General features: G+C 67.2%; 24 protein-coding genes. 3 read left to right on the plus strand and 21 right to left on the minus strand.

From position 1 onward, the window contains the following. The first annotated feature begins 135 nt into the window (after window positions 1–135). Complete coding sequence (locus ACFC0O_RS03650; protein ID WP_364632359.1) at window positions 136–690, plus strand: hypothetical protein; 555 nt, start codon at window positions 136–138, stop codon at window positions 688–690. A 114-nt stretch (window positions 691–804) separates the two neighbouring features. Here ACFC0O_RS03650 and ACFC0O_RS03655 read toward each other — a convergent pair whose 3' ends face one another. From ACFC0O_RS03655 to ACFC0O_RS03720, 14 genes are all read right to left on the minus strand, one after another. After that, window positions 805–1,191, minus strand: coding sequence for a DUF4913 domain-containing protein (locus ACFC0O_RS03655; RefSeq protein ID WP_364632357.1), 387 nt, complete (start codon window positions 1,189–1,191; stop codon window positions 805–807). Further along, window positions 1,188–3,047 carry a type IV secretory system conjugative DNA transfer family protein gene (locus ACFC0O_RS03660; protein WP_375953518.1) on the minus strand — a complete coding sequence of 620 codons (1,860 nt, stop codon included), beginning with the start codon at window positions 3,045–3,047 and terminating at the stop codon, window positions 1,188–1,190. Before ACFC0O_RS03660 ends, ACFC0O_RS03655 begins: the two co-directional genes overlap by 4 nt. A gap of 37 nt (window positions 3,048–3,084) precedes the next feature. Continuing rightward, on the minus strand, window positions 3,085–3,612 hold the full coding sequence (locus ACFC0O_RS03665; protein ID WP_375953520.1) for a hypothetical protein: 528 nt from the start codon (window positions 3,610–3,612) through the stop codon (window positions 3,085–3,087). Window positions 3,613–3,802: 190 nt separating this feature from the next. Continuing rightward, window positions 3,803–4,084 (minus strand): transposase, encoded by a 282-nt coding sequence (locus ACFC0O_RS03670; protein WP_364632351.1) that lies wholly within the window; start codon window positions 4,082–4,084, stop codon window positions 3,803–3,805. Window positions 4,085–4,107: 23 nt separating this feature from the next. Further along, on the minus strand, window positions 4,108–7,587 hold the full coding sequence (locus tag ACFC0O_RS03675; protein ID WP_375953522.1) for a hypothetical protein: 3,480 nt from the start codon (window positions 7,585–7,587) through the stop codon (window positions 4,108–4,110). Window positions 7,588–7,593: 6 nt separating this feature from the next. Beyond that, entirely contained in the window at window positions 7,594–9,084 is a 1,491-nt protein-coding gene (locus ACFC0O_RS03680; protein WP_375953523.1) for an SCO6880 family protein, read from the minus strand. Continuing rightward, window positions 9,081–10,559, minus strand: coding sequence for a hypothetical protein (locus tag ACFC0O_RS03685; RefSeq protein WP_375953525.1), 1,479 nt, complete (start codon window positions 10,557–10,559; stop codon window positions 9,081–9,083). Before ACFC0O_RS03685 ends, ACFC0O_RS03680 begins: the two co-directional genes overlap by 4 nt. Before the next feature lie 56 nt (window positions 10,560–10,615). Next, window positions 10,616–11,440, minus strand: coding sequence for a hypothetical protein (locus ACFC0O_RS03690; protein WP_375953527.1), 825 nt, complete (start codon window positions 11,438–11,440; stop codon window positions 10,616–10,618). 52 nt (window positions 11,441–11,492) lie between these two features. Further along, entirely contained in the window at window positions 11,493–11,756 is a 264-nt protein-coding gene (locus ACFC0O_RS03695; protein ID WP_375953529.1) for a hypothetical protein, read from the minus strand. Beyond that, entirely contained in the window at window positions 11,756–12,046 is a 291-nt protein-coding gene (locus tag ACFC0O_RS03700; protein ID WP_364632339.1) for a hypothetical protein, read from the minus strand. Before ACFC0O_RS03700 ends, ACFC0O_RS03695 begins: the two co-directional genes overlap by 1 nt. Window positions 12,047–12,089: 43 nt before the next feature. Beyond that, window positions 12,090–12,344, minus strand: coding sequence for a hypothetical protein (locus ACFC0O_RS03705; RefSeq protein WP_375953531.1), 255 nt, complete (start codon window positions 12,342–12,344; stop codon window positions 12,090–12,092). A gap of 105 nt (window positions 12,345–12,449) precedes the next feature. Further along, window positions 12,450–13,103, minus strand: coding sequence for a hypothetical protein (locus ACFC0O_RS03710; RefSeq protein ID WP_375953533.1), 654 nt, complete (start codon window positions 13,101–13,103; stop codon window positions 12,450–12,452). Next, window positions 13,100–13,975: a MinD/ParA family protein gene (locus ACFC0O_RS03715; RefSeq protein WP_375953535.1), complete on the minus strand. Its 876-nt coding sequence runs from the start codon at window positions 13,973–13,975 to the stop codon at window positions 13,100–13,102. The genes ACFC0O_RS03710 and ACFC0O_RS03715 overlap by 4 nt, the downstream gene beginning before the upstream one ends. A gap of 18 nt (window positions 13,976–13,993) precedes the next feature. Further along, on the minus strand, window positions 13,994–14,650 hold the full coding sequence (locus ACFC0O_RS03720) for a hypothetical protein (protein ID WP_375953537.1): 657 nt from the start codon (window positions 14,648–14,650) through the stop codon (window positions 13,994–13,996). 324 nt (window positions 14,651–14,974) lie between these two features. On the opposite strand from ACFC0O_RS03720, the gene ACFC0O_RS03725 reads away from it, so the two are divergent. After that, window positions 14,975–15,736 (plus strand): 3-hydroxyacyl-CoA dehydrogenase, encoded by a 762-nt coding sequence (locus ACFC0O_RS03725; protein WP_364632831.1) that lies wholly within the window; start codon window positions 14,975–14,977, stop codon window positions 15,734–15,736. A gap of 64 nt (window positions 15,737–15,800) precedes the next feature. Here ACFC0O_RS03725 and ACFC0O_RS03730 read toward each other — a convergent pair whose 3' ends face one another. Next, the gene (locus tag ACFC0O_RS03730; RefSeq protein WP_375953539.1) at window positions 15,801–16,772 is read right to left on the minus strand and encodes a zinc-binding alcohol dehydrogenase family protein; all 972 of its coding nucleotides are present in this window, start codon (window positions 16,770–16,772) and stop codon (window positions 15,801–15,803) included. Window positions 16,773–16,872: 100 nt separating this feature from the next. Between ACFC0O_RS03730 and ACFC0O_RS03735 the strand changes: the two genes are divergently transcribed. Next, the gene (locus ACFC0O_RS03735; RefSeq protein WP_375953540.1) at window positions 16,873–17,799 is read left to right on the plus strand and encodes a dienelactone hydrolase family protein; all 927 of its coding nucleotides are present in this window, start codon (window positions 16,873–16,875) and stop codon (window positions 17,797–17,799) included. Window positions 17,800–17,869: 70 nt separating this feature from the next. On the opposite strand, the gene ACFC0O_RS03740 is transcribed toward ACFC0O_RS03735, so the two are convergent. The 6 genes from ACFC0O_RS03740 to ACFC0O_RS03765 form a co-directional block, all read right to left on the minus strand. Next, the gene (locus ACFC0O_RS03740; protein WP_375953542.1) at window positions 17,870–18,181 is read right to left on the minus strand and encodes a pyrimidine/purine nucleoside phosphorylase; all 312 of its coding nucleotides are present in this window, start codon (window positions 18,179–18,181) and stop codon (window positions 17,870–17,872) included. A gap of 73 nt (window positions 18,182–18,254) precedes the next feature. Beyond that, window positions 18,255–19,571, minus strand: a complete 1,317-nt coding sequence (locus ACFC0O_RS03745) for a serine/threonine-protein kinase (RefSeq protein ID WP_375953544.1) — start codon at window positions 19,569–19,571, stop codon at window positions 18,255–18,257. 89 nt (window positions 19,572–19,660) lie between these two features. Next, window positions 19,661–20,011, minus strand: coding sequence for a hypothetical protein (locus ACFC0O_RS03750; protein WP_375953546.1), 351 nt, complete (start codon window positions 20,009–20,011; stop codon window positions 19,661–19,663). 9 nt (window positions 20,012–20,020) lie between these two features. After that, window positions 20,021–20,656, minus strand: coding sequence for a pyridoxamine 5'-phosphate oxidase family protein (locus ACFC0O_RS03755; protein ID WP_375953547.1), 636 nt, complete (start codon window positions 20,654–20,656; stop codon window positions 20,021–20,023). 134 nt (window positions 20,657–20,790) lie between these two features. Beyond that, window positions 20,791–23,148: a RelA/SpoT family protein gene (locus tag ACFC0O_RS03760; protein ID WP_375953549.1), complete on the minus strand. Its 2,358-nt coding sequence runs from the start codon at window positions 23,146–23,148 to the stop codon at window positions 20,791–20,793. A gap of 207 nt (window positions 23,149–23,355) precedes the next feature. Further along, window positions 23,356–24,951: an ABC-F family ATP-binding cassette domain-containing protein gene (locus ACFC0O_RS03765; protein ID WP_375953551.1), complete on the minus strand. Its 1,596-nt coding sequence runs from the start codon at window positions 24,949–24,951 to the stop codon at window positions 23,356–23,358. Window positions 24,952–24,964 lie beyond the last annotated feature (13 nt).

The following is a 24,964-nucleotide window of genomic DNA, read 5'->3' on the forward strand; positions in this document are numbered from 1 at the left end:
CAACGCCTCCAAGTGCTCTCGGTGTCCACGTTTGCAGGCGGGACATGACTACCCGAATTACCGTTCGTGTGGCGATGTCCGTGACGAAGCACCACAATCATCCATAGTGATCACTGCAGCATCGGGGAGCATGCGATGGCCGAGGAACTCGACGACATCGGCCGCGAAACCGCGGCGATGATGAGGCAAATGTTGCAGCTCGCGACACTTGTCGCGCTGCGAACCCGGGAACGTGGCCAGAAAGAGGCGGAAGCCCGCGTCAAAGTCACCGAAGCCCGGCAGAAGGAAGCCCGTGAGCGTCAGCTCCGGGAAGCAGCGGATGCCAAGGCCAAGGATCCGCGCAATGTGGCTCTCGCGCGGATGATCGAGAAGCCGCCGCTCGACAAGGGTGTATCCCTCGAGAAGGACCGGTTCGCCGCGCAGGCCGAGGCCACCCGTATGGCCGCGACCCAGGCCGCGATGAACAAGTCCCTGGTGCGCTATGACTCCGTCGAGCGCCGAACCGCTCTGGCCCAACATCTTTCGCGCATGGGTATCGCTCCCGAATTGGCGGCGGTGCGCATGTTGATGGAGGTCGGGCAGGCGCAGTCCGCGGCCGAGGCCGTGCGCGCCAAGGAGCAGGAGGCCGCGGTGGCACAGCGCCGGGCCCGGGAACAGGAAGCCCGCGGGCGCGAACGCGTTCGTTCCTGATCCACTCGGCTCGATAAAGCGAAGCGGCGGATCGCGTCGAAACACGATCCGCCACATAGCTTCCGACAGCGCGACCCCGATTCGGCCCGTTGTCCGCCCGGGGTGATCCGCGTGCTACATCCGGAAATCACCCATGGTGGGATCGCTGAACAGTCCGCCCACCGGCGACTTCAACGGCAGCGGCGTGAGCATGTCCTTATGGCCGTTGCGCACGCTGCAGTACTTGAACGGCCCCTTGGGGTCGAACAGTTTCGCCATATGCGGATCGGCGTGATCCAAGAACCACACCGACAGACCGGTTTTGCCGTCCTTGCGGAAATGCTCCCATGCGCGCCACATGGCATCCAGGCGCGCCACCGCCTCGGCGTGCTTCCACCATTCCGGGCACCAGACGGTATCGCTGATATCGGTCACCTGCCGCCGGTACACCAGGCTCAGGTAGTTCTCCACGAACTCCACCACGCTGGCGTAGACCATCGGTGTTTCCTGCTGTTCGTTCACAGCGGCCGGACCTCCTCAATCTGCCCGGCGTCGCTCGCCGGCTCTGCCTTGATCAGCGACGGCGCGCCGATCAGATCAACGATTTCGGTCTTGCGGCGAGGTGAGGGATCGTGATGCGTGATCGACTTCTTCACCTCTTCGTTGTATTCACCCTCCCACCACGGCACGGTGCGCACCAGCACCGCCGGTGTGCCGGAGGAGAATACGATGGCGCGCCCGCGCGGCAGGGTGGCCAGGCCGTTCACGCTGAAGGTGCGCGAGGAGCCCAGCGAACGCGAATAGCTCTTGCCGCCAGAGGATTCCGAGACGGACTGGGAGATGCTGTCGTAATCGCCGATGGCCTCGGAGCGTTCGGTGAGGAATTTCGTATCGTCGACACCGCTGCCGAGCACCTTGATATTGGCCGCGGCCCAGAGCGCTTCCATACCGTCCGCACCCCAGCAGCGGGCGCCCTGCGCCCACGACTGCAACACCGTCATGACCACGATGCCGCGCGAGCCGAAGTGGCTGTACTGCTTGGGCAGATCCTTCCAGCGCACCACGTTCGCGGCCTCGTCGAGCACCGCGAGCAGCGGGATCTCCAGGCGGCCGCCGTGTGAGCGGGACGCCTCGCGGGTGGCGACGTCGATGACCGCCTCGGTGAGCGCGCTGACCAGTGGTGCGGCCGAACCGCGGCCTTCGAGCGAAAGGCAGTACAGGGTGCCGTTATCGCGGATGAAGGCGAGTTCGTCGAACTGCTGACCGCCGAATTCCTTGGTGATCCAGCGGTGCACATTCGACAGCTTGAGGCAGCGCACCATCTTCTTGGCGGTGCCGAAAACGCCACTGCGCGTGCGCTCGTCGACGTTGTACTGCTGTGCCAGACCCGAGGCCATGAAGTGGAAACGGCCGGAGCGGCGCAGCAATTCGATCGGTTCGGTGTCCTGCGGGTTGGTGACCCACTCCCATACCTGGGTGATGGGGCGCTCGTCCACCGCGGCGGCCAGGAACAGACCGGCGAGCAGATCCTCGGCTTCCTGATCGAAGAAGCTGTCGGTGGAGGTGGCGACCGAACCGGAGCTGTCATCGCCGTCGGCGAAGTGTCCGGCCAAACGGGCGGCGCGCATTTCGCATCCGTCGCTGCGGGCGTCGACCCAGGCCAGCGGATCCCAGAACCAGGTGCGGGCGCGGTCATCGGAGTTCATCGGATCGACCGCGATGTCCTGCGGATCGAAGATGAAAATCGGACTGCCCTTGCTGTCGCGCACATCTCGGGTGGCATCGACGACATCGCGCTTATTGGAGGTGACCAGCACCGGGCCGATGGCGGCGAGAATCGCCGGGATGACCCGCGAGGTGGTCTTGCCCTGGCGCGGACCCCAGATGTCGATGTGCAGATCCTCGTACGAGCCGTAGAGCATGCAGCCGTCCGCGACGGACATGCCGATCGGCACGCCGGGCATATCCTCGCGGCCCAGGCGCATACCGAGCTGTTCGGCCTTCTCACGCACACCGGCATCGGTGAGCGCCTTGATCGCGCCGCCATTGCCCATGACGTCGGCCTTGTCGTCGACCGGGAGTCGCCCGATGGCCTTGCGCGCCTTGGCCCTGCGCTTGTACAGCTGGTATCCGAGCGCGGCGGCGATCACCAGCAGCACGATGATGGTCGAGCTCCAGCGCCATTCCAGCTTGCCCTTGGCCAGGGCGACGCCGATGGCGATCGGGTTGATCGGCACATCCTGCTTCGGTGTGGACAGCAGATTGCCCAATTGGATTGCCAGCCACAGGGTTCCGAAGACCGCGAAGCCCGCGTAGATCATGTTCAGTTGATGGTCCGGGCCCGCTTCGGCCGGATCCTTCACCGGTGCTTTCGCCATCTCCAGCCTCCTCAGATGACCTGTATGTCGTTGCCGCTCAACGGAATCCGTCGAGTTGCCAGGTGCCGTTGGTTCGTACGACGGTAGCGACGACCGTACTGGCCGGGAGCGGGCTGCGCCGCCCGTCCGGATAGACGACCGTCTGTTCGATACCGATCTTGTACTGCGCCCGATTGGGATCCGCCCCGGGTGGTGCGGTCTCACCCGAAGCGAAGGCGAACGCCTCTATATGCGCTCCGGCCTTGGCCCAGTCGGCCCACTGCAGCGTCGCCTTCGGCATTTCGGCGCTGGTGGGTGGTGTGTCCAGTGTACGGATGAGCGTGGGACCCAGCCATTTCCGCGCCCGGCCCAGCGACGCGCTCTGGGTTTCGGTGACCGGATACCAGGTGAATATCTCGCGCAGCGCCGCCACCGCGACTCCGTCCGCGGTGGTCGGGTCCGGTGCCGGGGCACTCTGCAGCAGGCGCGTGGTGGATGTCGGCGGATTCAGCCTGCTCGGCGTGGAATCACCGTCACTGCCACTACTGCACGCGGACACCAGCATTGCGACGCTCAGCACCAGCATCACCACCAGTTTCGTGCGTTGCCCAGTCCTTCGTACGGTTGCCGCACCGGCCGTCGCGCGCTGTTCGCGCGATTGCGGACCTGATATCCAGGCTAGACGCTGTGACCGACACCCGGGCCATACCAGCGGGTTTCCCGGCCCGGCGTGTCCGCGTACCGGCGGTGCGGTCATAGGGTCACCCGGCCCGCGGTCACATGCCCCGCTTGGCGTCGTAGAGGGTTTCCACCAGGGTGCGGTTCATTTCCGCGGCGGCGGCCAGCTGCTGTTGCAGCAGAGCTACTTTGCGGCGCAGGTTGGTGGCGTCCATCTGTTCCAGGCCGGGGGTTTCGGCGGCGCGAACCCAGTTGCGCACCGAATTGGTGTGCACGCCAATCTGTTCGGCGACCACCCGGCATGCCTCGGATTCCGAGCGCAGTTTTCCGGTGAGTGCGATGACCTGCTCGACGGCGGCCTGGCGCACTTCCGGCGACACTCTTCGGTAGGACCTGTGCGGCATCATTCGGTAACACTCCCGTCGTCGGTGCCGCGGCGGGCGGTGGATTCGGTGAATTCACTGAACCGCTGGTTGGTGTCGTGGATTCCGCTTTCCTTCTCGGACCACGTGAACTCCATGTGGAACGGAATACCGGGGCGCCGGTCCTCACCGATCTTGAGCAGGAATTTGCCGGTGCCGGGCGCGGGCGGGCGTTGCTGCCCCGGTTTGAGCGCCTCACCGGTCAGCGCCTGCGGCGCGGACCAGCTGGTGACCATATCCTCCTCGGCGGAGGTGAACGGGACCGTGGAGTCCAGGCGGGCGATCTCCTCGGCCGGTAGCGCGCCGAAGATCTTGGCGCGGGCGCGTTCCAGGAAGCCGAGCGCCTTGGCGATGGCGGCTTCCGAACCCAGGGCCTGCAGATCCTTGATGGTGTGGCTGATCATGATGAGCGAGGTGGCGATACCGCGCTGCAGACGGGTCAATTCGTCCACGCGGTCGACCATGAAGTCGCCCAGGCCGAGCACCTGCCACAGCTCGTCCATCACCACCTGGAAGTAGCGCTGCGGACCCAGATCGGCGTCCGCCAGCACGTGCGCGGCCTCGACCGAGGCGAAACCGTCAGCCCAGCAGGCCAGCATGACCGCGGCCTTGAGCTTCTTGTCACCGCTCGGGATATGCGAGACGTCGATGCAGACCGCGGTGGCGGTGGTGTCGATGGGAGTTGTGGTCTGGCCGTTGAAGACCGCGCCGAACGGACCCTGGGTGAGCGCGCGCAGTGAGCGGCGCAGACCCTTGATGGCGTTCTGGTATTCGTCGGGATTGTCCGCGCCCGCGTCGAGCTGGAGTTCATCACCGCCCGCCACGATCACGGTGAGCAGATCCTCGATGATCGGGGGCTTGTCCGGGGTGAACGCGCTGCCCGGGCGGTAGAGGATGCGCAGCGCGGTGGCCAGCAGGGTCTCCTCGTAATCCCGTACGCGCGCACCGCGAACCAGCTCCACCAGACCCGCGACCAGGGTGACCTGGCGGGCGCGCAACTCCTGCATCACCTGGGTGTGCAGTGCGGGCAGCTCGGTCAGCATCGGGACGATGGAACCCAGCACGCCCGCGGCCAGCGGATTCAGTTTGCCGTGGCCGTAACCCAGATCGATGACCTGACCGCCGACCAGTTCCACCAGCTTGCGGTAGTCGGGCTTGACGTCGGCCAGGATGAGCGGGGTGATGCCCTGCGCCACACCGCCGAGCACGATCCGGCGCACCAGCGAGGATTTGCCGAAACCGTTGAGCCCCAGCACGAAAAGGCTCGGCGCGGTGATGAAGCTGCCGCGCATGAACCAGTTCATCGGGTCGAAGCACACCGGTGCGCCGGTATGCAGATGCGAACCCAGCGGCGTACCGATCAGCGGCGCGCCCGCGCCCACCGACCACGGCCACAGGCCCGCGACCTGCGCGGTGGTGGCCCGGTACTCCACCGGCCTGCCCACCACGTTCATTCGCCCGCCGCCCGCGCCGATATAGCCGCGATCGGTCAATTGCTGTGTGGTGCGGTCGAATTCGTCGAAGCTGCCGTACTCCATGCGCTCCGCGCGCGCCGCGAAATTGCGCCGCCGCAGATCATCGGTGTGCAGGCGGAAGGTCGCCCACAGCGCACCGAGCCCGTTCTGCTCGCGGGTGATGACCTCGAGCTTGGCGCGCGTCGAATCATCGAGCAGCTTCGGACCGGCCTGCTTCTGCTTCTTCTTCGCGGCGGCACGGCGTTTGGCGGCAGCCGATTTCGCGGCCTTGGTCCGCTCGGCGCGCTCACTCCTGGTCTCGCCCTTGCCCTTACCCGCGGACCCGCGGCCCTGCGCTTCGGCCGCACCGCGTTCGGTCCGGCCGCGCCGATCCCGCCCCGTGCGCTCCCCCGGCTCACCGTCCGGCCGCGGCCGCCGGGTACGCCCGGGCGAACCGGTCCGCCCGCCCAAATGCACCCGATCCGGATCGGTGGGCCGCTTACGGCCCGCACCGGTGCGCGCGTCACTTCCCGCGGCGCGCTGCGGATCTCGCGCACCCTCGCGCGCCTCGGCCCGCCCGTCGCGCTCACCGCGCCCGTCACGAACCTCGCCGCGCCCGTCACGCTCCCCGCGGCCTTCGCGAACCTCACCGCGCCCGTCACGCTCCCCGCGGCCCTCGCGAACCTCACCGCGCTCACCGCGAATCTCGCTGCGCCCGGCCGCACGACCGTCGCCACGCGGGATTTCGCGTCCCTGGCTCGCATCTCGACCGTCAGCGCGCCTGCGGCCGGGTTCACGACCGTCACCGCGGGTGGCGTCGTATCCCTCCCGATGCCCGCGTTCGTGCCCATCGCCCGCGATATCGCGGCCGTCACCCGGGGACGACTCGCGACCGCGACCGCGCACACTCTCGGTTCCGCTACCGCGCGGGGCGTCCCGGCCCTCACCGCGTCGTCCTTCCCGCTCGGGCCCCGCCGCGCGGCGGTGTTCCCGTCCGGCCGGATCGGCCGTCCGATCGCCCGCGTCGGCGCGGCGCGCGACCTCCCGGCCCGGCGGCGTTTCCCGTCGCCGGATCGCCGGATCCGATTCCGTACCGTGCGCCGAACCCTCGGCCGTCGCACCCTCGGTCCCGCGCGACCGCCGCGCACTGACCGCGGCTTCCCCGGAGTCGTGTCCCGGAGTCCGTTCGCGCCCGGCGGTTTCCGCTTCCAGCGTGGCCGCGGTCTCACTACCCGCTAACCCTCGCGTGTGGTCCTCGTCCATGCGCTCCCCCTCGACTCGATCCGAACCGCGCGGGCGCATCCCCTCCGCCGCGCGGGGCGCGCGTTCGCGCTCCGACTGTTTCGAGCCATCGGCGGATTCCGGTCCGCCCGCCGTGTCCGCCGCGGACGCGTTCGCGCCCTCGGACCTGCCGATCTCGGTGCGAGACACCGTTTCCGGCCCCGAATACGGTTCGGGCTCCAGACTGGGCAACTTCTTCCGGCGGCCGAGTGACCAGCTCGCACTCGATCGCAGCGCATCGGTGGATCGTGCGCGATCCTGCGCCTCCTCGGCGGAGAGTTCCGGCTCCGGTTCCGAGAACAGTTCCGGCACAGCACTATCCGCGACTCCGCCGAGCCCGGCCCGAGACCACGGATCGGGCTCCGGTTCCGGCGCAACCACCTCGGGCTCCGGCCGCGACTCCGCAGCCGTGCCGGCGAGCTCCTCCCGGTTCCGCGCATCCGGGCCCGCGGGCGTCTCCGAATTCGAATGCTGTTCCGGCTCCGCCGATTCCGGATCCGGGCCGAGTTGCACCGGACCGTCGGGAAGCGGATCGCGGCGCAGCATGCGGCGATCCGGCAGGGTGCCGCGGCGCGGGCGGTGTTCATCGCGGGCCACGCGGGTCACCGGCAGCGCCGGATCCTCCGGGATGAGGTCCGGTTCCGGGGGCGTGTCCCGGCGCGTGGAACGGCGGGCGGGCGGCGCGGTATCGCGTTCCCGGACCGGAGGTTCGAAGTCACGTGGCATGAAGGGTTACCCCGCAAGCGCTTTCGGAATTGTCGCGTGTTCCGGCAGGATCACCCCGCAGCCGAGCGAGGCCGCGAAGGCCGCCGCCTGGTAGCGATAGCAGCGCCGGATCTTCAAACGCGACTGTGTGGACAGATCGCGGGTAATGGCTTCGATGCGCGGCAGATCGCCGCGCAGGGGTTCGGTGATGGTCACCAGCGCCCCGAAGCGGGTCACACCGTGACCCCTGGCCTGCTCCTCACGCGCCTGCTGGGTGGCGCCGACGCGAATGGACGCCGCCGCCGAGACGACACCGCGCTCACTCTGCTGCGCCACCAGCGCGTTCTTGAAATCGTCGTCCACGATCTGGGCGGCGTCGCCCGCGGAGTGCGGGCGGTACACGATGGTCACGCGCTTGCGCGGCACTTCGGGATTCGGGGCGAGCAGGCGCTGCAGCACGCGCTCGTCCACCGCGCCCTCGGGTGCGGTGTCCATCTCCCAGGTGACCGAGCGGCCGCCGTCGTGGATGAAGTGATCCCAGCGCTCCTCATGCGAGACCGGTCCGGCATCGGCCCAATCCAGCCCGTGCCCACCGGGTTCGCCCGCCGCCACCTCGAGATCGGCCTGCGAGGCCGGATCGTAGCTGCGGCGGATGAAGGAGATGACATCGTCGGCCGACATGGGCTGGGCGCGCACGCCCGCCTCCGCCAGCGCCGCGCAGATACCGGGCAGGCGACGGCCGATCTCGACCGCCTCCTCCGCCGGATTCTTGCGCCGCTCAGCGGTTGTCGCCTTGAACGTGATGGCCACGCGCGGCAGCAGTTGCACTCGCTCCTGCGGCAGTTCGGTGGCCAGCTCGTACATGACCTGCTGCGCCAGATCCGGCGCTTCGGGGCGGGTGATCGCGGAAACCTCGGTGAGCAAACGGTTTCCGGTCTCGGGCACGGTGTCGATGACCGGTACCACCGCCACGATGTCCGACGTCTGGCCGAGCGAGGCCAGGAAGGTGCCCCAGGCCGACACCCAGCGGTCGATGACCGGCTGATCGACGGCCTCGTGCCCCTGCGGCCAGGCCCGCAAAACGACCGTGTACTGGCCGAATTGGGGTAGGTGGATCATGCCGAAGCTGTAACCGCCCGCGTCGATGCCCTCGTAGAGCCGCGACGGCGCCATCAGCCCGGGCAGCCGGGTCACACCGCCCGGAATCCGGGAGAACCGGCCGCCGCGGTAGACGTGCTCGCCCTTGCTGCGGCCGCGCAACCAATGGAACATCATCAATCCGTTCTCGTAGCCCGAGCGGCCCCCCGTCCGCCACACCAGTGGAACCATCACGATCAGACCGAATACCGCGACGACGAGCGCGGGCATCGGCCCGAAGATCATCGCCGTGAGCAGGCCGCTGATCACGACGGCGAAACCGACCAGGGTCTCGCCCCAGCGCAGACCGAAAAGTCCTGCGCTGCGCGGCTTCTGCCACAGACCGTAGGCCCGGCGCTCGTAGGTATCGGTCATCGTCATCGCGGAATGGTGCTCCTGCCGAGGTCGGGTGCGCGGTTGGCCCAGCGGTCACCGGCGAGATCGCCGGCGGCGGCATCGGCCTTGTTCAGGCTGGCGGTGGCCGCCCGGACCTGGGCGACCCGGTTCGCCGCGGACCGCGCCGCGCCTGACGGTACTGCGCCCGAGGTCCCCGGACCGGAAGGATTCGCGGCCGCCGCGCCGCCGCCACTCGGAGCCGGACGCGGTGCGGGCGGTCGCGGACCGCCGCCTCCGCCGCCACCGCGCGGACCACCGCCCGGCGGTCGTCCGCCGCGGCCGGGTCCGACATATCCCGCGGCTCCCGGTGCGGCCGTTGCCTTCACGGCCACCGCGCGGGTACCGACCGCGCCGACCGCGGCGACACCGACGAGGGTGCCGGTGGTGGCGGTCAGACCCGAACCACCGCTGCCCACGATGGAGACGGCGGGGGTGGCCAGGCGCATCAGCGCCGGGAGCACGAAGGCCGCGCTGCACAGCAGCACGATGGCGACCAGCATGCGCTGCGCCTGATCGGCGTCGGGCAGACCGGCCGTCGAGGTCAGATCATCGGTATTGCCCGCGGTGACGAAGGCGATCATGTAGACGATCGCCGCCACCGGCTTGTAGAGCATGAACGCGATGATCCAGCTGATCAGCTTGGGATAGGACTGTTTACCGGTATTGGTGCCCGAAGCCGCTGCCGCCAGCGGCAATACGCCCGCGGCCACCACCAGCAGACCCTGGCGCACGATGGCGAGCACGATCTGCGCGAGCGCGCCGAGCAGGCCGACGATGGCGATGATCAACACCAGGCCGGGCGAGAACGCTTGCAGCTTCGAGGTTTTCACCATCAGCTCGGCCAGATCCTTGGCCTGGCCGTTGGTGGCGTCGTTGATCACCCATTCGGAGAACTTGTCCGAAGCCTGTGTCGCGGCGACGATCACCGCGCCCAGCATCCAGGAGCTGAAGACCACGCGCGCGTACATTCGGAACGATTCGGCGGCCTCACTGACCGCGGCTCCGCGTCTGGCCTCGGCGAGCTTTGCGCCGGAAAGGATTACGGAGACCATTAACAGCAGTATCTGGACCTGATACGTGTAGTCGTTGATCTTGGTGAAGAGCGATCCGGAATCGCTGACCCGTTCATTGGGCAGTTTCATCCAGAACGTCAATGCCAGGATCAGCGCCTCGCCCAGGCCGTTCATCAGCGAGTCGACCACCTTGCCGAAGGTGGAGTCCCACGCCTTATCGCGTACGGCGGCGGCCGCGTCGGTCGGATGGGTCGCGACATTGCCCGCCTTGCACGCGGCCGAGGCGGCATCGCCCAGGGACAGCCCCGGAATGCCGAGACCGTCGAGCGAGTCGTGTAATTGGTTGCAGGCCGGATCGAATCCGTAGTCCTGTCCGTACGCCACGGTCGGCGTAGCGATCATGACGGTGAACACGACCGCGAGGATCGTAAAGATACGCCTCACCATGTGGTTCCACCCCTCAATGGGTCGCTGGGCCACTTCACTGGTCACCACTCGTTCGTCTACCACCGTGTCCACCCGGCCAGGGAGTCCACGTATTCGGTCTGCGAGGCCTTGGAGCTCGACGGTTTGAGGCGCCAGTCACCGGCGTCCCACACCATGATCAGTCGCACCGCGGCCCAGGTCTGTCTGCTGTCGAGCACCGGACCGCGTGCGGCCAGCCGCACGATGGCCATATCGTCGGCGTAGTTCTCGATCTGGAAGCCGTCCGGGGCGACCAGATAGCGGGTCACCTTCTCCGGCTGCTGTTTCGGCAGTCGCTGATCCGCGAGCGCCTGGTCGTAGGCGGACACCTGCTGGGCGGAAACACGCACCTGCCGCACATAGAGTTCACGGTCGGCGGGGCGGGCGTTGAGGCGATAGGTGATCTGCGCCGCCGCCAGCGCCGCACCCTGGGGCGTGTGCGAATAGCCAACGGCCAGACCGTCTTCCAGCCGGGTGGGGCCGTCGGAGGTGGAGAAGGGTACCGATGCGCCGTACACCCGCTGCCAGCCGTGCGGCTCGACGGTGCCCTCGGGGGCGGCGGTCAGCCAATCCTGATCGGTGGCCTTGCGCTTACTCGGCTGCTGCGGAAGCGGTTGCCCGGCAGCGTTATTGGGTATGTCTACGCGGCGGCCGAACAGATCCACCTCGGGCGAGGCGAAACCGGTCGCGCCCGGTTCGGAGGTGGTGGGGGCCGTCCCATCGGGTTTCGCCGCCGAGGGGGTGCTGTCGCCGTGGTTGATGTACACCACGATGCCCGCGATGATGATCAACGCCACCACGGCGGCCGAGGCGATGACGCCGAACGAGACGCGGTCGCGCTCGGGCGACTCCTTCTCGCTCATGACGGCGCCTCCAAAGTCTTTTCGTCACTGGACAATTGCGATGCCTGAACTCTTACGTCGGGAGCAGCGCGAGTGCGATGCCGCTGGCCGAACTCGCCATGATCGCGCCGAGCAGGCTCACCACCACCCCGTGCGTCGCGTCATTGGCGGCCAGATCGTCGCGGAACGCGTACCACAGCCGCCCCGCCGAGAGGATCATCCAGGCCAGGCAGAACAGCAGTACGCACCACAGCAGCCAGTCGATCAGCTGCATCATCGGCCGCAGTACATCGGCCGGCATCTGTTTGTAGGCCAGTACGGCCACTGTGGCGGACATTAGGTGATCACAGCGTTCATGATGGTTCCGGCGCTGGTGGCGATGATTCCACCAATCATGGCCCCTGCCACCATCTTCGGCGACTCCAAACCGCCTCCCGTCCACTTCTCCCAGGCGAACTTGCCGCCCGCGTAGGTGATTCCCATGATTCCGGACAACAGCACGAACCAGGTGAAGTACCGAACCAGCTTCAGCAATTTGTCGGATGCGGGCGGCGCCTCGGGGGTCGGATTACCGACCTGGGCGAGGAACTGCCCATACGCGTCGTGCACGGCGAGGATCATGCTCATTGTCTGTCCTTATTCACTAGCAAATCGTCAATCACAATGTCGCTCAACGAGGTCCGTACGGACCCTGGGGCGGCCCGTATGGACCCTGTGGCGGCCGTGGCCGCGACAGGTGCCGGATCAGTAGAACCACTGCGGCGACGATGCATGCCAGCACCGCCAGAACACCCAGAACCACGAGCAGCCATACGGCGTAGCGCACCAACTTCATCCACTTGTCCGACTCCGGCGGCGCCTCGGGTGTGGGGTTGCCGACTTGAGCCAGCACCTCGGTGGCGGCGTGCAGGGTGGCGAGCATCATGGTTTCGGATCTCCAAACAGCCTGGGGCGCCGTCGATCACGGCGTCACAGGACAACTCTCGCGCGGAATGGGCTCGCGCGCAGCGCATTACATCGCTGTACATGATCACTCCCCGGCTTCCGGGGGCGCCGGGCGGGGGGCGTCCAGCGCCTCCTGCGCGGCGGAGACGATGCTCAGGCCCAGTTCCCGGACATCGGTTGTAACCTCTTGCAGCGCATCGGGTTTGCGCTTGCGCTGCACCGGCGGCTGATCGCCGGGCGACCAGATCGGGAGCTGATCGGGTTCGACCAGCGTCCACTCCTCATGCCAGGGCATCTGCCAGACCTGACCGGCGAGCGAGCCGACCACATCACGATAGCGGCGGATTTCGGCGGGGATGCGGCCCGGGCGGGCGGCCACGGTCACCAGGCCCAGCACCTCGCAGTCGCCCGCCAGGCCCGCGTGATGCTGGCGCAGCAGGTCATGGGCGCGGGTCAGGCCGGAGATGGTTTCGCGGGCGACCAGCACCACGAACGGGGATTCGCGATCGAAGACGCCGGGCCAGCGGCGGTACGAATCCGCCGCCGGGGCAAGCACATGCGCGAGGGTGCTCGCGCCCGCGCCGCCGTGTACGCCGAGCAGCCACACCAGGGGTGCGCGGCCGCCGCCGGGTACGGGTCGGTCCCAAATCGGTGCGCGGCGGGCCTCCGGGGGCGGCACCACGCCTGCCGCCATAGCGGTCTCGGAGGAAGATCGGCGTTCCTTCATGGCTGCGGTCATGATGCCACTCCAGCAAGCAGGCGGCGATACGCACGGCGTGTCTCGGCCGCGAGGTCGCTGTGCCGCACCAGCTCTCCGCGGGCCAGGTGAGGGTCGTACGGCAGCTCGAGAATATCGCCCACCCAACCGTCGAGGTGTTCCCGCAAATGATCAGCGATCCGAGAGTCGCTGCCCGGCAACTGATGTGAGACGACGATTGTGGTATCGCCGACAATTCCGCCGCCCTGACCCTCGCCGGGTCCGCCGAACTGATCGTCGAGCCACTCCAGGGTGACCCGCAACCGGTTGGCGGCGTCCACGCGCGCCGGGATCGCAAGCACCAGAGCGATATCGCCGTCCTCGAGCAGCGGCCGCAGATGCCGGCTCGCGATCGGGCTGCCGCCGTCGTAGACGGGCGTGTACCCGGAGTCGTTGATGGCGCGCGCGACCGTCAGGTACGTCGCGCGGCGGCGCAGCGGGGCCGGATCGCGCCACAGCAGGCCGATGCCGGAGGTGGCGCGGGACAGGCATTCCTTGAGCGGTGCGGCCTCATCGTCACCGCGCCCGTAGAGCCACGATTGCAGGCTGATCGGGCTCAAATGCTCATCGGCGCCACGTAATGCGAGATCGCTGCCCGCGAAAGTGGCGTCCACGGCTACAGTTTGCGCACCCGCGGCACCGATCTCACCGGCGATGCCGAGGGCGGTCGTTGTCACGCCCGCGCCACCGCATCCGCCGACCACCAGAATCGGCCGTTGCGCCGGGCCGGGCTCACCGGAGTCGCCGCGACGCTTGCGCAGCCGCACCACCGGAGCCTTGGAACGCGCGGCACTGTCCGACGATTCGCCCTCTTCGGGCACTTCGTCGAGCCAGCGGCTCCAGTCCTGATCCATCTCTGTCAGCTCTCCCTCTTATCCAGCCGGTGTGCCCGCGGTAGGGATATGGTCGCCGATCGCCACGGTGGCCGTCATTTTGTTGTACGCCGCCGGGAGGTCGCTCGTACCCGATTGCGAGTCCATACCGAGTGTGCCGATGGATTGCGAAGTGCCGCCGTGTGAGTTGAGCACATATAGGGCAACTCCACCGGCAGCGGCTAGCAACAGGATGGCAACGATCAGGAATCCGAGTGCGTACAGCCGTCTGCGGCGAAACTGCGCCGGGGACACCGGAGCCGGGCGCGCGGGCGCCTCCGCCTCGGTGTCGACGGCGTCCAGCAGTGCCGTGGCGGCATCCGGGCGCGCATCGTCTTGCTCACCCTCCCACGGGAATTCGACCACCGTGGAATCGCGATAACGGAGTTTCGGTGTGTACGAAACGGTCTCGCGATCGGTCATCCAATCCGACCACGCGCCGGAGAAGTGTGTGCGCTTGAGCACCGATTCGGGCACCGGCGGGATTTCCAGCTCGGGCTCGTCATCCTGGATGTAGTGCGGGAAGCGCGCGGGGCCGTCCTCGCCGCCGAAGACCGTCTCGCCGTTGGCATCCGCGGGTGCGGGCGTACTCCCGTCGGCTGCCACCGGTTCCAGCGCCGGATACCAGCGCGAGACTTTTTTGTACGACTTCAACATTGCTCGGGTCTCCGTGGAGCCAGGCGAGTCTTGCTGCATCGTCGGACCCTCTCGGCGGTTGGTCGTGACGGGACGATCGATCGTCGTACGGCGGCCCGCCGTCACCGCGCCGCCGGGTGCGTCGCAGTCAGGACGGTCCCAGTCGGAAATTATTTCGCATGTGCAGGATTCCAGCGCGTCGACGCGCCGGAAGCGCACTCCTGTTTTCACGCGCGCGTGCGATAGCAGGCCCGCGAGCATGGTGTGCGCACCACGCCGGGGACCCGCTCTTCCGCACCGCCACAGCAGAATCTACATTCACAAGACCAGATATTTGGAGGTTTTGTGAAGACAGCAGACATCGCCGCGGTCGTTACCGGTGGCGCGTCGGGACTCGGCCTGGCCACCGTGCGCGAACTGCACTCGGCCGGCGCGAAGGTCGTTATCCTCGATCTTCCCTCGTCCGACGGCAAGGCTGTGGCCGAGGAACTCGGTGAGCGCGTGGTGTTCTCGCCCGGTGACGTGACCAGCGAAGAGGATGTGACCGCCGCCCTCGATGCAGCTCAGGGCCTCGGCACGCTGCGAATCGCGGTGAACTGCGCCGGAATCGGCAATGCGATCAAGACCGTCGGCAAGCAGGGCGCGTTCCCGCTCGACGCGTTCAAGAAGATCATCAACGTGAACCTGATCGGCACGTTCAATGTCATTCGCCTGGCGGCGGAGCGCATTTCGGCGACCGAGGAGGCCGACGGCGAACGCGGAGTGATTGTCAATACCGCTTCCGTCGCGGCGTTCGACGGCCAGATCGGACAGGCCGCCTACTCCGCCTCCAAGGGCGGCATCGTGGGCCTGACCCTGCCGGTGGCACGTGACCTGGCCCCGATCAAGATTCGCGTGATGACCATCGCGCCGGGCCTGTTCCACACGCCCCTTTTCGCCACGCTGCCCGATTCGGCCATCGCGGCCCTCGGCGCACAGGTGCCGCATCCGGCGCGGCTCGGCGATCCGGCCGAGTACGCGGCGCTGGTGCGCCACATCGTGGAGAACCCGATGCTCAACGGTGAGGTCATCCGGCTGGACGGCGCGATCCGCATGGCGCCGCGGTAGATCCCGGTAACGCCTGAACATCGGGACCGGCCGGAAGTCTTTGACTCCCGGCCGGTTTCGCGGCTCAGACCGCGAGGATGAGTTTCCCGGTCGAGGTGCGGCTGTCCATCAGGCGATGGGCATCGGCCGCCTCGGCGAGCGGGAATTCGGCGGTGATCGGCAGTTCGACCTTGCCGCTGGTCACCAATTCGAAGGCGTGCGAGGCGATTTCGCGCAGCACCTGAGGCTCGCTCGCGGTCAGGCTCAGAATCGAGAAGCCCGCGATCGAACGCCCGCGCGGGTACAGCTCGGGCTGGCCGATCTGCCAGGCGGGTTCACCGCCGGCGTTGCCGAAGGACACCAGGCGGCCGAACAGGGCCAGGGTGTCCAGACTGCGGCGCATGGTCTCACCGCCGACCGGGTCCAGCACCAGATCCACACCGCGGCCGTCGGTGGCGGCGCGCACCTCGTCATCGAACGTGTCGGTGAGGAAAGCGTCGTCGTAGCCGAGCTTGCGCGCGTAATCCGCTTTGGCCGCACTGGAAACCACGCCGTAGACCGCGCCCGCACCGGCCAGTTTGGCCACCTGTCCGGCCACGGTGCCGACACCGCCCGCGGCGGCCTGCACCAGCACGGTCTCCCCCGGCTGCACCCGGCCCACGGTGTGCACCAGCGCGTACGCGGTCGGCAGCACGGTGGGAAGCGTTGCGGCCGTTCGCAAATCGACGCCCTCGGGAACCGGGAACACCGTGGCGGCCTTGGCCCGCACCACCTCGGCGTACGCACCGCCCTCGGTGATCGCGGCGACCGGCTGGCCGATCTCGAAACCTTCGACGCCCGCACCGAGGGCGCGAATCCGGCCGGACAGTTCCAGACCCGGCACGAACGGCAGTCCGGGCACCCGGTAACCGACGGACCGCGCCTGTAGATCCGCGAAGTTCACGCCGATGTAGGCGATATCGATGGTCACCTCGCCCGCGGCGGGTTCGGGGATATCGAGTTCGACCACCCGCAGTACCTCCGGTCCGCCGAACTCCTCGAAACGCACACCGCGCATGCGGCACCTCCAGATCCTGATTTACAGCGACGTGAAGTCATAACGAAGACAAGGCCGTTGTGTTCCCCGGCTCGCCCGCAATGCGCCTAGGCTGATCTTCATGACGCCGCTGCAGCGCTATATCGCAGAGGAAATCGCCACCGACCATGTCGAGGGCCTGCTCAGCCGCCGCGAGGCGCTGCGCCGGCTGGGCATGCTCGGGCTGGGCGCACCGGCCGCCGTGGCGCTGCTGGCCGCCTGCGCCGATAAGGCCGATGAATCCGGTGCTCCCCCAGCGACATCGGCGACCGGTGGCGCCGCGCCGAGTTCCGGCGCACCAGCCGGTCCGCCGCCCGGATCGGCGACCGCGCTACCTACCGCCGCCATCACCTTCCCCGGCCCCGACGGCCGCACCTTGCAGGCGGCTTGGGCCGCAGCCGCGCAACCGCGCGGCGGTGTCCTGGTGATCCATGAGAACAAGGGCCTCACCGACCACATCCGTTCCATCGCAGGGCGTTTCGCGGGCATCGGCTACAACGCCCTCGCCGTGGACCTGCTCTCCGAAGAGGGTGGCACCGCCACCTTCACCGATCCGGCCGCCGCCACCGCGGCCCTTGGCAAACTCCCCCAGGAACGCTTCGTCGCCGATCTGCAGGCCGGTGTGGCCGAACTCGGCCGCCGCACACCGGGAAAGCGGCTCGGCGCCACCGGCTTCTGCTTCGGCGGCGGCCTGGTCTGGCTGCTACTGACCACCGGCACACCGGAATTGGCGGCCGCCACCCCGTTCTACGGCCCCTTCCCCGACAACGGTGAGATCAAGACCAAGGCCGCGGTACTGGCCGTCTACGGCGCTCTCGACTCCCGCGTCGACGCCTCCCGCCCCGCCGCCGAAGCCGCCCTGGACAAGATCGGCGCGACTCACGAATCCTTCGTCGCCGACGGCGCGGACCACGCCTTCTTCAACGACACCGGGCCCCGCTACAACCCGACCGCCGCCATCATGGCCTGGCGGCGCGTCACCGACTGGTACGCCCAGCACCTGGACTGACAGCACAACGCCCGTGTCATCGCGGGGATGACACGGGCGTGCGGTGCGCGCCGAGAGCGCGACCGGAAGCTCAGCCGAAGTGGCAGACGTAGTGCACGGGCTCCACGACCTCGATCTGGAAGCTGCTGTCCCCGGGCACCGAGAACGACTCGCCGCCCCGGTAGACGACGGTCTCGTCCGAGCCCGCGAGGGTCACCTTGGCCTCACCCTCGATGAGTTCCATGATCTCCGGCGCGCCGGTATTGAAGGTCAGCGTCGCGGGCAGAATCACGCCGACCGACTTGCTGGTGCCATCGGCCAACGTGATGTTGTGGCTGACGCACTTGCCGTCGAAGTAGACATTCGCCTTCTTGGTGACACTGACATTCTCGAACGCGGTCATGAACTCTCCTGGTAGTGACGCTGGGAGAGGTCAGCCTACCGGTGGCCCGGACACCCGCCGCGCGGTGGCCGGGTCAGCGGCGGCGCAGGCACCAGAGTTCGAGTTCGGAGGGTGCCGGGTAGGTGAAGGAGACGCCGCCGGTGCGATCGCAGCGCAGGTTGAAATCGGTTTTGGCCGCGTCATCGGTGGGCTGGGGTGCGGCGAAATGGAGGCGATCGACGATGAGCCATTCGGCTTCGGCGGCGGCGCACGGGACGGCGGTGCGGGGTGGGTTGGCGCTGTCGCGTTTCCGGATGCAGCTGCCGGGGGCGACGGACAGGCCATCGGCCAGGTCGAAGGTGTCATCGGCGAAGCTCGAGAACCAGACGCTGTTCCGGTAGAGGGTCAGCACCGTGGCCGTGCCGAGAATGATCACTGTGACGGCGACGGCGAGGGTGCGCAGTAGCCGGGTTCTGCCGAAAGGCGCTCGCGCCGGGCGAGATTCGGGTGCGGGCGGGGACTCCGGGGCAGGGACGGGCGGGTTCGGAGCGCGCTCGCGCATCGGCTCCGGTGCCTTCTCGGGGCGAATCACGGTGTGCTGCGGGCGATTCAGCAGGGCGCGGGCGGCTCGAATACTCGGGCGCTCGGCCGGATCCTTCGCCAGCAACGCGGTGATGAGCGGTTCCAGGCGTCCTGCCGCGGGCATCGGCGGCACCGGTTCGAAGAGTACGGCGCTGAGGGTGGCGGTCACGTTATCGCGGTGGAACAGGGAGATACCGGTGCACGCGTAATGCAGGGTCGCGCCGAGGGAGAACAGATCGCTCGGTGGTTCGCTGCGTTTATCGCCGGTGCGTTCCGGTGCCATGAACTCCATCGAGCCGATCAGCACCCCGGTCTTGGTGACCAGGGTGTCGGATTCGTGCACGGCTATTCCGAAGTCCGCCAGCAGGATTCGGCCGCCCGCGGCGAGCATGACATTGGAGGGCTTCACATCGCGATGCACGACGCCCGCGTCATGGGCGGCCTCGAGGGCGTTCAGCAGCGCCTCGGCGACATCCGCGGTGGCCTCGACCGACAGCGGCCCGCCCGTCTTGACCCGCTGCTCCAGTGATTGGCCGTTGACGATCTGCATGACCGTCCACGGAATCCCGTGCTCGATGACCACGTCGTAGACGCCGACGATATTCGGATGATCCCGCAGCCGAGCGGCATTGCGCGCCTCATGCTTGGCCCGCAGCAGCAATTCCTGATGTTCGTCATCGGGCAGAATCCGCGCGAACGTCACTTCCTTCAGTGCCACTTCGACATTGAGCGCCTCATCGTGCGCCCGCCACACCCGCCCGAAACCACCCGAACCCAGCACCTCGACGAGCCGATATCGACCACACACGGCATGGGCTGGTTCGAACATTCCAGCCATACGACCCCCGATCACTCACACGCCACCGCACGGCGTGCACGACGATCGTAGTGCCACCCAACGTTTTTGGGTGTTCGAGCCTATTCCGACTGCGCCCAGGCGGCGATCGGGAAGGTGAGGTAGACGCCGAAGTTCTCCAGGCCGGTGGCGGCTTCGAGGGCGGCGTGCAATGCATCGGCCCGGTCCTGGCGGTTCTTCGCGCGGCTCTCGAAGAACTTGGAGCGCACCTCGATCACGACGTCCAGACCGCTCACATCGAACGGTCCCAGGGCGCGGAAGCGCATTTCGACATCACCCGGTTGTAGATCGCCGTCGTATGGCTCCTCCGGACATTCCACCGCGGTCGAAACCAGATGTGGCAGAACATCAGCCAGGGCGGGCAGGGCGGATTCGGGAACATGGGCGGCGTAGGTGACCTCGATCAGTGGCATCGCTCGATGCTACCGACCAAGATCGGAACCAGGCGGGGTCGCCCGCAGGCGCGCGTTCTCGCGTTCGAGTTCACCGATGCGGTCGTGCAGGGATTGCACCGCCTCGAGGACTTCCTCGCGCGGATACAGCTCGGGGATGTGCTGGCTGCAATTCCAGTCGAACGCCTCGACCTCGATGAGCAGCGCGCGCTCGATCCGGGCCGGATAGTCCTTATCGCCCAGTGCGGCGATGAGGTCCGGATCCTGCTGCGCCTCAACCACTCCGGCCCGGCCCATGATCTTCAACCGGGTCCTGGCGGCATAGTCCATCAGGAACAGTGCGACGCGGCCGTCATGATCGAGGTTGCCGCGGCTGATGTACTGCTTATTGCCGCGGAAGTCGGCGAAGCCGAGGGTGTTCGCGTTGATCACCTTCAGGAATCCGCGCGGGCCGCCGCGATGCTGGATATAGGGCCAGCCGGTCTCGCCGACCGTGGCGAGGTAGAAGCTGTCGCGTTCGGCGATGAACAACGCCTCGTTCGGGCCGAGGCGATCGGGCACCTCGGGTACCGCCGCCATCCGCTCATAGGCACGCAGACTGCCGTGTTCGCGCTGATGCTCGCGCACGGCGGGCGTGAACGCCACCTGCGCATAGTGCCCCGTCATGACACGACTCCTTCACATTTTAACCGCCTATACGTGCTTGAACAGTTAGTCACGCGGCTTTGATTCCCGATGCGGGAAAGAAAAAGCGGCGCTTCCCATCGGATGGGAAGCGCCGCCGTGCGGAGTCGTGCGGATCAGGCGGCCGAAGTCACCCGGTAGACGTCGTAGACGCCCTCCACATTGCGCACCACGTTCAGCAGGTGGCCGAGGTGCTTGGGATCGCCCATCTCGAAGGTGAACTTCGAAATGGCAACGCGGTCACCGGAAGTCGTGACCGCCGCCGAGAGGATATTGACCTTCTCATCCGCCAGCACCTTGGTGACATCGGAGAGCAGGCGGGTGCGATCGAGCGCCTCGATCTGAATGGCGACCAGGAACACCGAGGACGGCGACGGGGCCCATTTGACCTCGATGATCCGTTCCGGTTGCGCGCGAAGGGAATCCGCGTTGGTGCAGTCGGTGCGGTGCACGCTGACCGCACCGCCCCGGGTCACGAAGCCCATGATCTCGTCGCCGGGCACCGGGGTGCAGCACTTGGCGAGCTTGGAGACCGTACCGGGCGCACCCGGAATCTCCACGCCCGCATCGCCGGTGAGCCGCTGCCGCGAGGGAACCGTTGACGGCGTTGACCTTTCGGCCAACTCGTTCTCGACATCGCTGACCCCGCCGAGCTGCGCCATCAGACGCTGCACGACGTGATGCGCCGAGACCTGACTCTCGCCGACCGCCGTGTACAGCGCGGAGATATCCGCGTAGTGCAGCTCGGCCGCGAGACTGGTCATGGCGTCCGCGCTCATCAGACGCTGCAAAGGCAGCCCGGACCGGCGGACCTCCTTGGAGATCTGGTCCTTACCCGCCTCGAGAGCTTCCTCGCGGCGTTCCTTGGCGAACCACTGCCGGATCTTGGCCTTGGCGCGCGGGGACACCACGAAATTCGCCCAGTCCCGGGAGGGTCCGGCGTTCTGCGCCTTGGAGGTGAAGATCTCGACGACCTCACCGTTCTCCAACTGGCGTTCCAGCGCGACCAATCGCCCGTTGACGCGTGCGCCGATGCAGCGGTGGCCGACCTCGGTGTGCACGGCATAGGCGAAGTCCACGGGGGTGGACTTCTGCGGCAGCGTGATGACCTCACCCTTGGGGGTGAAGACGAATATCTCCGGCGACTTCAGGTCGAAGCGCAGCGACTCCAGGAATTCGGCCGGATCGGCCGCCTCCCGCTGCCAGTCGAGGAGCTGACGCATCCACGCCATATCGTCGACTTCGGTGGAGTCGTTGGAATGCTTACCCTTGGTCTCCTTGTACCGCCAGTGCGCGGCGATGCCGAATTCGGCGGTGCGGTGCATGTCCTGGGTGCGAATCTGCACTTCCAGGGGTTTGCCGTCCGGTCCGACCACCGTGGTGTGCAGCGACTGGTAGACCCCGTACCGCGGCTGGGCGATGTAGTCCTTGAAACGCCCGGCCATGGGCTGCCACAGCGAATGCACAACGCCCACAGCGGCATAGCAGTCCCGCACCTCATCGCAGAGGATGCGGATGCCGACCAGGTCATGGATATCGTCGAAGTCCTTGCCCTTGACGATCATCTTCTGATAGATCGACCAGTAGTGCTTGGGGCGGCCCTCGACGATGGCGTTGATGCGGCTCGCGGCGAGGGTATTGACGATCTCGTCGCGCACCCTTGCCAGATAGGTATCGCGCGAGGGCGCGCGGTCGGCGACCAGGCGCACGATCTCGTCGTACTTCTTGGGGTGCAGGATCGCGAAGGCGAGGTCCTCCAACTCCCATTTCACCGTGGCCATACCCAGGCGATGCGCCAGCGGGGCGATGACCTCGAGGGTTTCGCGCGCCTTCTTGGCCTGCTTCTCCGGCGGCAGGAAGCGCATGGTGCGCATATTGTGCAGCCGGTCCGCGACCTTGATCACCAGTACGCGGGGATCGCGGGCCATGGCGATGATCATCTTGCGGATGGTCTCGGCCTCGGCGGCCGCGCCCAGATTGACCTTGTCCAGTTTGGTGACGCCGTCGACCAGGTGGGCGACCTCGGTGCCGAACTCATTGGTGAGCTCGTCCAGGGAGTAGCCGGTGTCCTCGACGGTGTCGTGCAGCAGCGCGGCCACCAGCGTGGTGGTGTCCATGCCGAGCTCGGCGAGAATGTTCGCGACCGCGAGCGGATGGGTGATGTACGGATCGCCGGACTTCCGGAACTGATGCTGATGCTTCTCATCGGCGACATCGAAAGCCCGTTGCAGCAGAGCCAGATTCGCCTTCGGATACAGCTCGCGATGCACCGTCGCCAAGGGCTCGAGCACCGGTTTCACAGCGGCGATACCGCGCTGGCCGGTCATCCGGCGGGCGAGGCGGGCGCGCACGCGGCGGGACGCGGAAGTGGGGACGGCGGCCGAGGCTGGACGCACAGGAGCGCCGGGCACGGGAGCGGCGGACTCGCCATTCTCCGATTGCCCGGCGTTCGCCTTCTCCAGATTCTGTGTCATGCCACCACCTCTCCCGGCCTCGATCGGAACACCGTACCGGACCGTCCAACCACGTAGACCACCCACTTTAGTCCTGGAAACGTTTCGAGACCGGAACGCCGAACGCCGCCTGACCGGACCTGCCCGGAGCGTTGAACCTTACTCCCCCGCACCGACAGTTCGCGGCGGCATTGCGTCCGGATTGCTCCGGTCCCGAAACCGCATCCCCTAGTCGACCGGGGCGTCTGTCAGACCGTCCGCGGTGAGCTCCAGGCGGCGCGTCACCCCGATCTCCGCCAGGAAGCGCGGATCGTGGCTGACCACGATGAGCGCACCCTGGAATCCGGCCAGCGCCTCGGTGAGATGCCGCAGGCTGGGCAGGTCCAGATTATTGGTGGGCTCATCGAGCAGGAGCAGTCGCGGGGCGGGTTCGGCCAGCAGGATCATGGCCAGCGCCGCGCGCAGCCGTTCCCCGCCCGAGAGCGCGCTCGCGAGCACATCCGCGGCGCTCCCCCGGAAAAGAAAACGGGCCAGTTGCGCCCGAATCCGTTCCGGCGAGGCGTGCGGCGCGGTCGCGGCCACATTCTCGAAGACCGACAGGTTCTCGTCGAAGACGTCCAGGCGCTGCGGCAGCATGCGCCACGGCACCTTCGGCGATTCCTGCCGAATACGGTGCAGCAGAGTGGTTTTGCCCACGCCATTGCGCCCCGTGAGCGCGATCCGCTCGGGTCCGATCACCTTCAGCGATACGGTCGGCCCGCACGCCAGGGTGATCTCATCCAATTCGATGACATCCTGCCCCGGATACAACCGGGTATCGGGCAGATCGACCCGAATCTCCCGGTCATCGCGCAATTTCTCCTGCGCCTCGGTGAGCTGATCTTTGGCGTCCTCCAGTTTCCCGATGTGCTGATTGCGCAACTTGCCCGCCGATACCTGGGCCTCGCGTTTGCGATTGCCCATGACGATCTTGGGTTCGCGCTTCTGATCCCACATCTTCTGCCCGTACCGCTTACGCCGATCGAGCTTGATATGGGTCTCCACCAATTCCCGGGCCTGCTTGCGGACATCGCCGCGCGCATCGCGAATGGCGGCCCGCGCGGTCTCCTGCTCGGCCTCGACAATGCGCTCGTACTCACTGAAATTGCCGCCGAACAAACGGATTTCGCCCTGCCGCAGCTCGGCGACGGCATCCACCCGTTCCAGCAGTTCCCGATCATGGCTGACGGTCAACACGGTGCCGTCGAACTGCCCGACCACGTCGTAGAGCCGCTCGCGCGCCACCTGATCGAGATTGTTCGTCGGCTCGTCCAGCAGCAGGATCTCGGGCTCGCGCAGCAGTTCGGCCACCAGCCCGAGCAGTACGGTCTCGCCACCGGAGAGCGTTTCGAGTCGCCGATCCAATTGCGCGATATCGCCTGCCACATAGTGCAATCCGAGTCGCCCGAGCAAGGCCAGTGCGCGTTCCTCGATATCCCAGGCGTTCCCGACGATATCGAAGTCCGCCGCATCGGCGGTTCCGGATTCGATGCGGTGCAACGCTTTCCGGATCTCGGCGATCCCCAGTACGGCATCCACCCGCTGACCCGCCGCGAGACCGAGGTCCTGCCGCAGATATCCGCGCACCCCGGGAACGGTCACCGAGCCACGGCCTGGCTGGAGTTCACCGGTGATCAGGCGGAAAAGCGTGGATTTACCGGCGCCATTGCTCCCGACCAGGCCGATATGCCCCGGACCGAGCCGGGCATCGAGACCATCGAAAACAGGGGTGCCGTCCGGCCATGCGAATGCGAGATCGGAAATGGAAATAACAGGTAATGACATGCGGACTCCCACA

This window comes from Nocardia sp. NPDC056100 (genome assembly GCF_042266325.1).
In the GTDB taxonomy this organism is placed as follows: domain Bacteria; phylum Actinomycetota; class Actinomycetes; order Mycobacteriales; family Mycobacteriaceae; genus Nocardia.

Excerpts from the sequence above, each read along its gene's own strand:
- ACFC0O_RS03650 (WP_364632359.1), top strand. The coding sequence starts at position 136 with ATGGCCGAGGAACTCGACGACATCGGCCGCGAAACCGCGGCGATGATG.
- ACFC0O_RS03660 (WP_375953518.1), bottom strand. The coding sequence starts at position 3,047 with ATGGCGAAAGCACCGGTGAAGGATCCGGCCGAAGCGGGCCCGGACCAT.
- ACFC0O_RS03665 (WP_375953520.1), bottom strand. The coding sequence starts at position 3,612 with ATGCTGGTGCTGAGCGTCGCAATGCTGGTGTCCGCGTGCAGTAGTGGC.
- ACFC0O_RS03675 (WP_375953522.1), bottom strand. The coding sequence starts at position 7,587 with ATGCCACGTGACTTCGAACCTCCGGTCCGGGAACGCGATACCGCGCCG.
- ACFC0O_RS03680 (WP_375953523.1), bottom strand. The coding sequence starts at position 9,084 with ATGACGATGACCGATACCTACGAGCGCCGGGCCTACGGTCTGTGGCAG.
- ACFC0O_RS03685 (WP_375953525.1), bottom strand. The coding sequence starts at position 10,559 with ATGGTGAGGCGTATCTTTACGATCCTCGCGGTCGTGTTCACCGTCATG.
- ACFC0O_RS03690 (WP_375953527.1), bottom strand. The coding sequence starts at position 11,440 with ATGAGCGAGAAGGAGTCGCCCGAGCGCGACCGCGTCTCGTTCGGCGTC.
- ACFC0O_RS03695 (WP_375953529.1), bottom strand. The coding sequence starts at position 11,756 with ATGTCCGCCACAGTGGCCGTACTGGCCTACAAACAGATGCCGGCCGAT.
- ACFC0O_RS03700 (WP_364632339.1), bottom strand. The coding sequence starts at position 12,046 with ATGAGCATGATCCTCGCCGTGCACGACGCGTATGGGCAGTTCCTCGCC.
- ACFC0O_RS03705 (WP_375953531.1), bottom strand. The coding sequence starts at position 12,344 with ATGATGCTCGCCACCCTGCACGCCGCCACCGAGGTGCTGGCTCAAGTC.
- ACFC0O_RS03710 (WP_375953533.1), bottom strand. The coding sequence starts at position 13,103 with ATGACCGCAGCCATGAAGGAACGCCGATCTTCCTCCGAGACCGCTATG.
- ACFC0O_RS03715 (WP_375953535.1), bottom strand. The coding sequence starts at position 13,975 with ATGGATCAGGACTGGAGCCGCTGGCTCGACGAAGTGCCCGAAGAGGGC.
- ACFC0O_RS03720 (WP_375953537.1), bottom strand. The coding sequence starts at position 14,650 with ATGTTGAAGTCGTACAAAAAAGTCTCGCGCTGGTATCCGGCGCTGGAA.
- ACFC0O_RS03730 (WP_375953539.1), bottom strand. The coding sequence starts at position 16,772 with ATGCGCGGTGTGCGTTTCGAGGAGTTCGGCGGACCGGAGGTACTGCGG.
- ACFC0O_RS03735 (WP_375953540.1), top strand. The coding sequence starts at position 16,873 with ATGACGCCGCTGCAGCGCTATATCGCAGAGGAAATCGCCACCGACCAT.
- ACFC0O_RS03740 (WP_375953542.1), bottom strand. The coding sequence starts at position 18,181 with ATGACCGCGTTCGAGAATGTCAGTGTCACCAAGAAGGCGAATGTCTAC.
- ACFC0O_RS03745 (WP_375953544.1), bottom strand. The coding sequence starts at position 19,571 with ATGTTCGAACCAGCCCATGCCGTGTGTGGTCGATATCGGCTCGTCGAG.
- ACFC0O_RS03750 (WP_375953546.1), bottom strand. The coding sequence starts at position 20,011 with ATGCCACTGATCGAGGTCACCTACGCCGCCCATGTTCCCGAATCCGCC.
- ACFC0O_RS03755 (WP_375953547.1), bottom strand. The coding sequence starts at position 20,656 with ATGACGGGGCACTATGCGCAGGTGGCGTTCACGCCCGCCGTGCGCGAG.
- ACFC0O_RS03760 (WP_375953549.1), bottom strand. The coding sequence starts at position 23,148 with ATGACACAGAATCTGGAGAAGGCGAACGCCGGGCAATCGGAGAATGGC.
- ACFC0O_RS03765 (WP_375953551.1), bottom strand. The coding sequence starts at position 24,951 with ATGTCATTACCTGTTATTTCCATTTCCGATCTCGCATTCGCATGGCCG.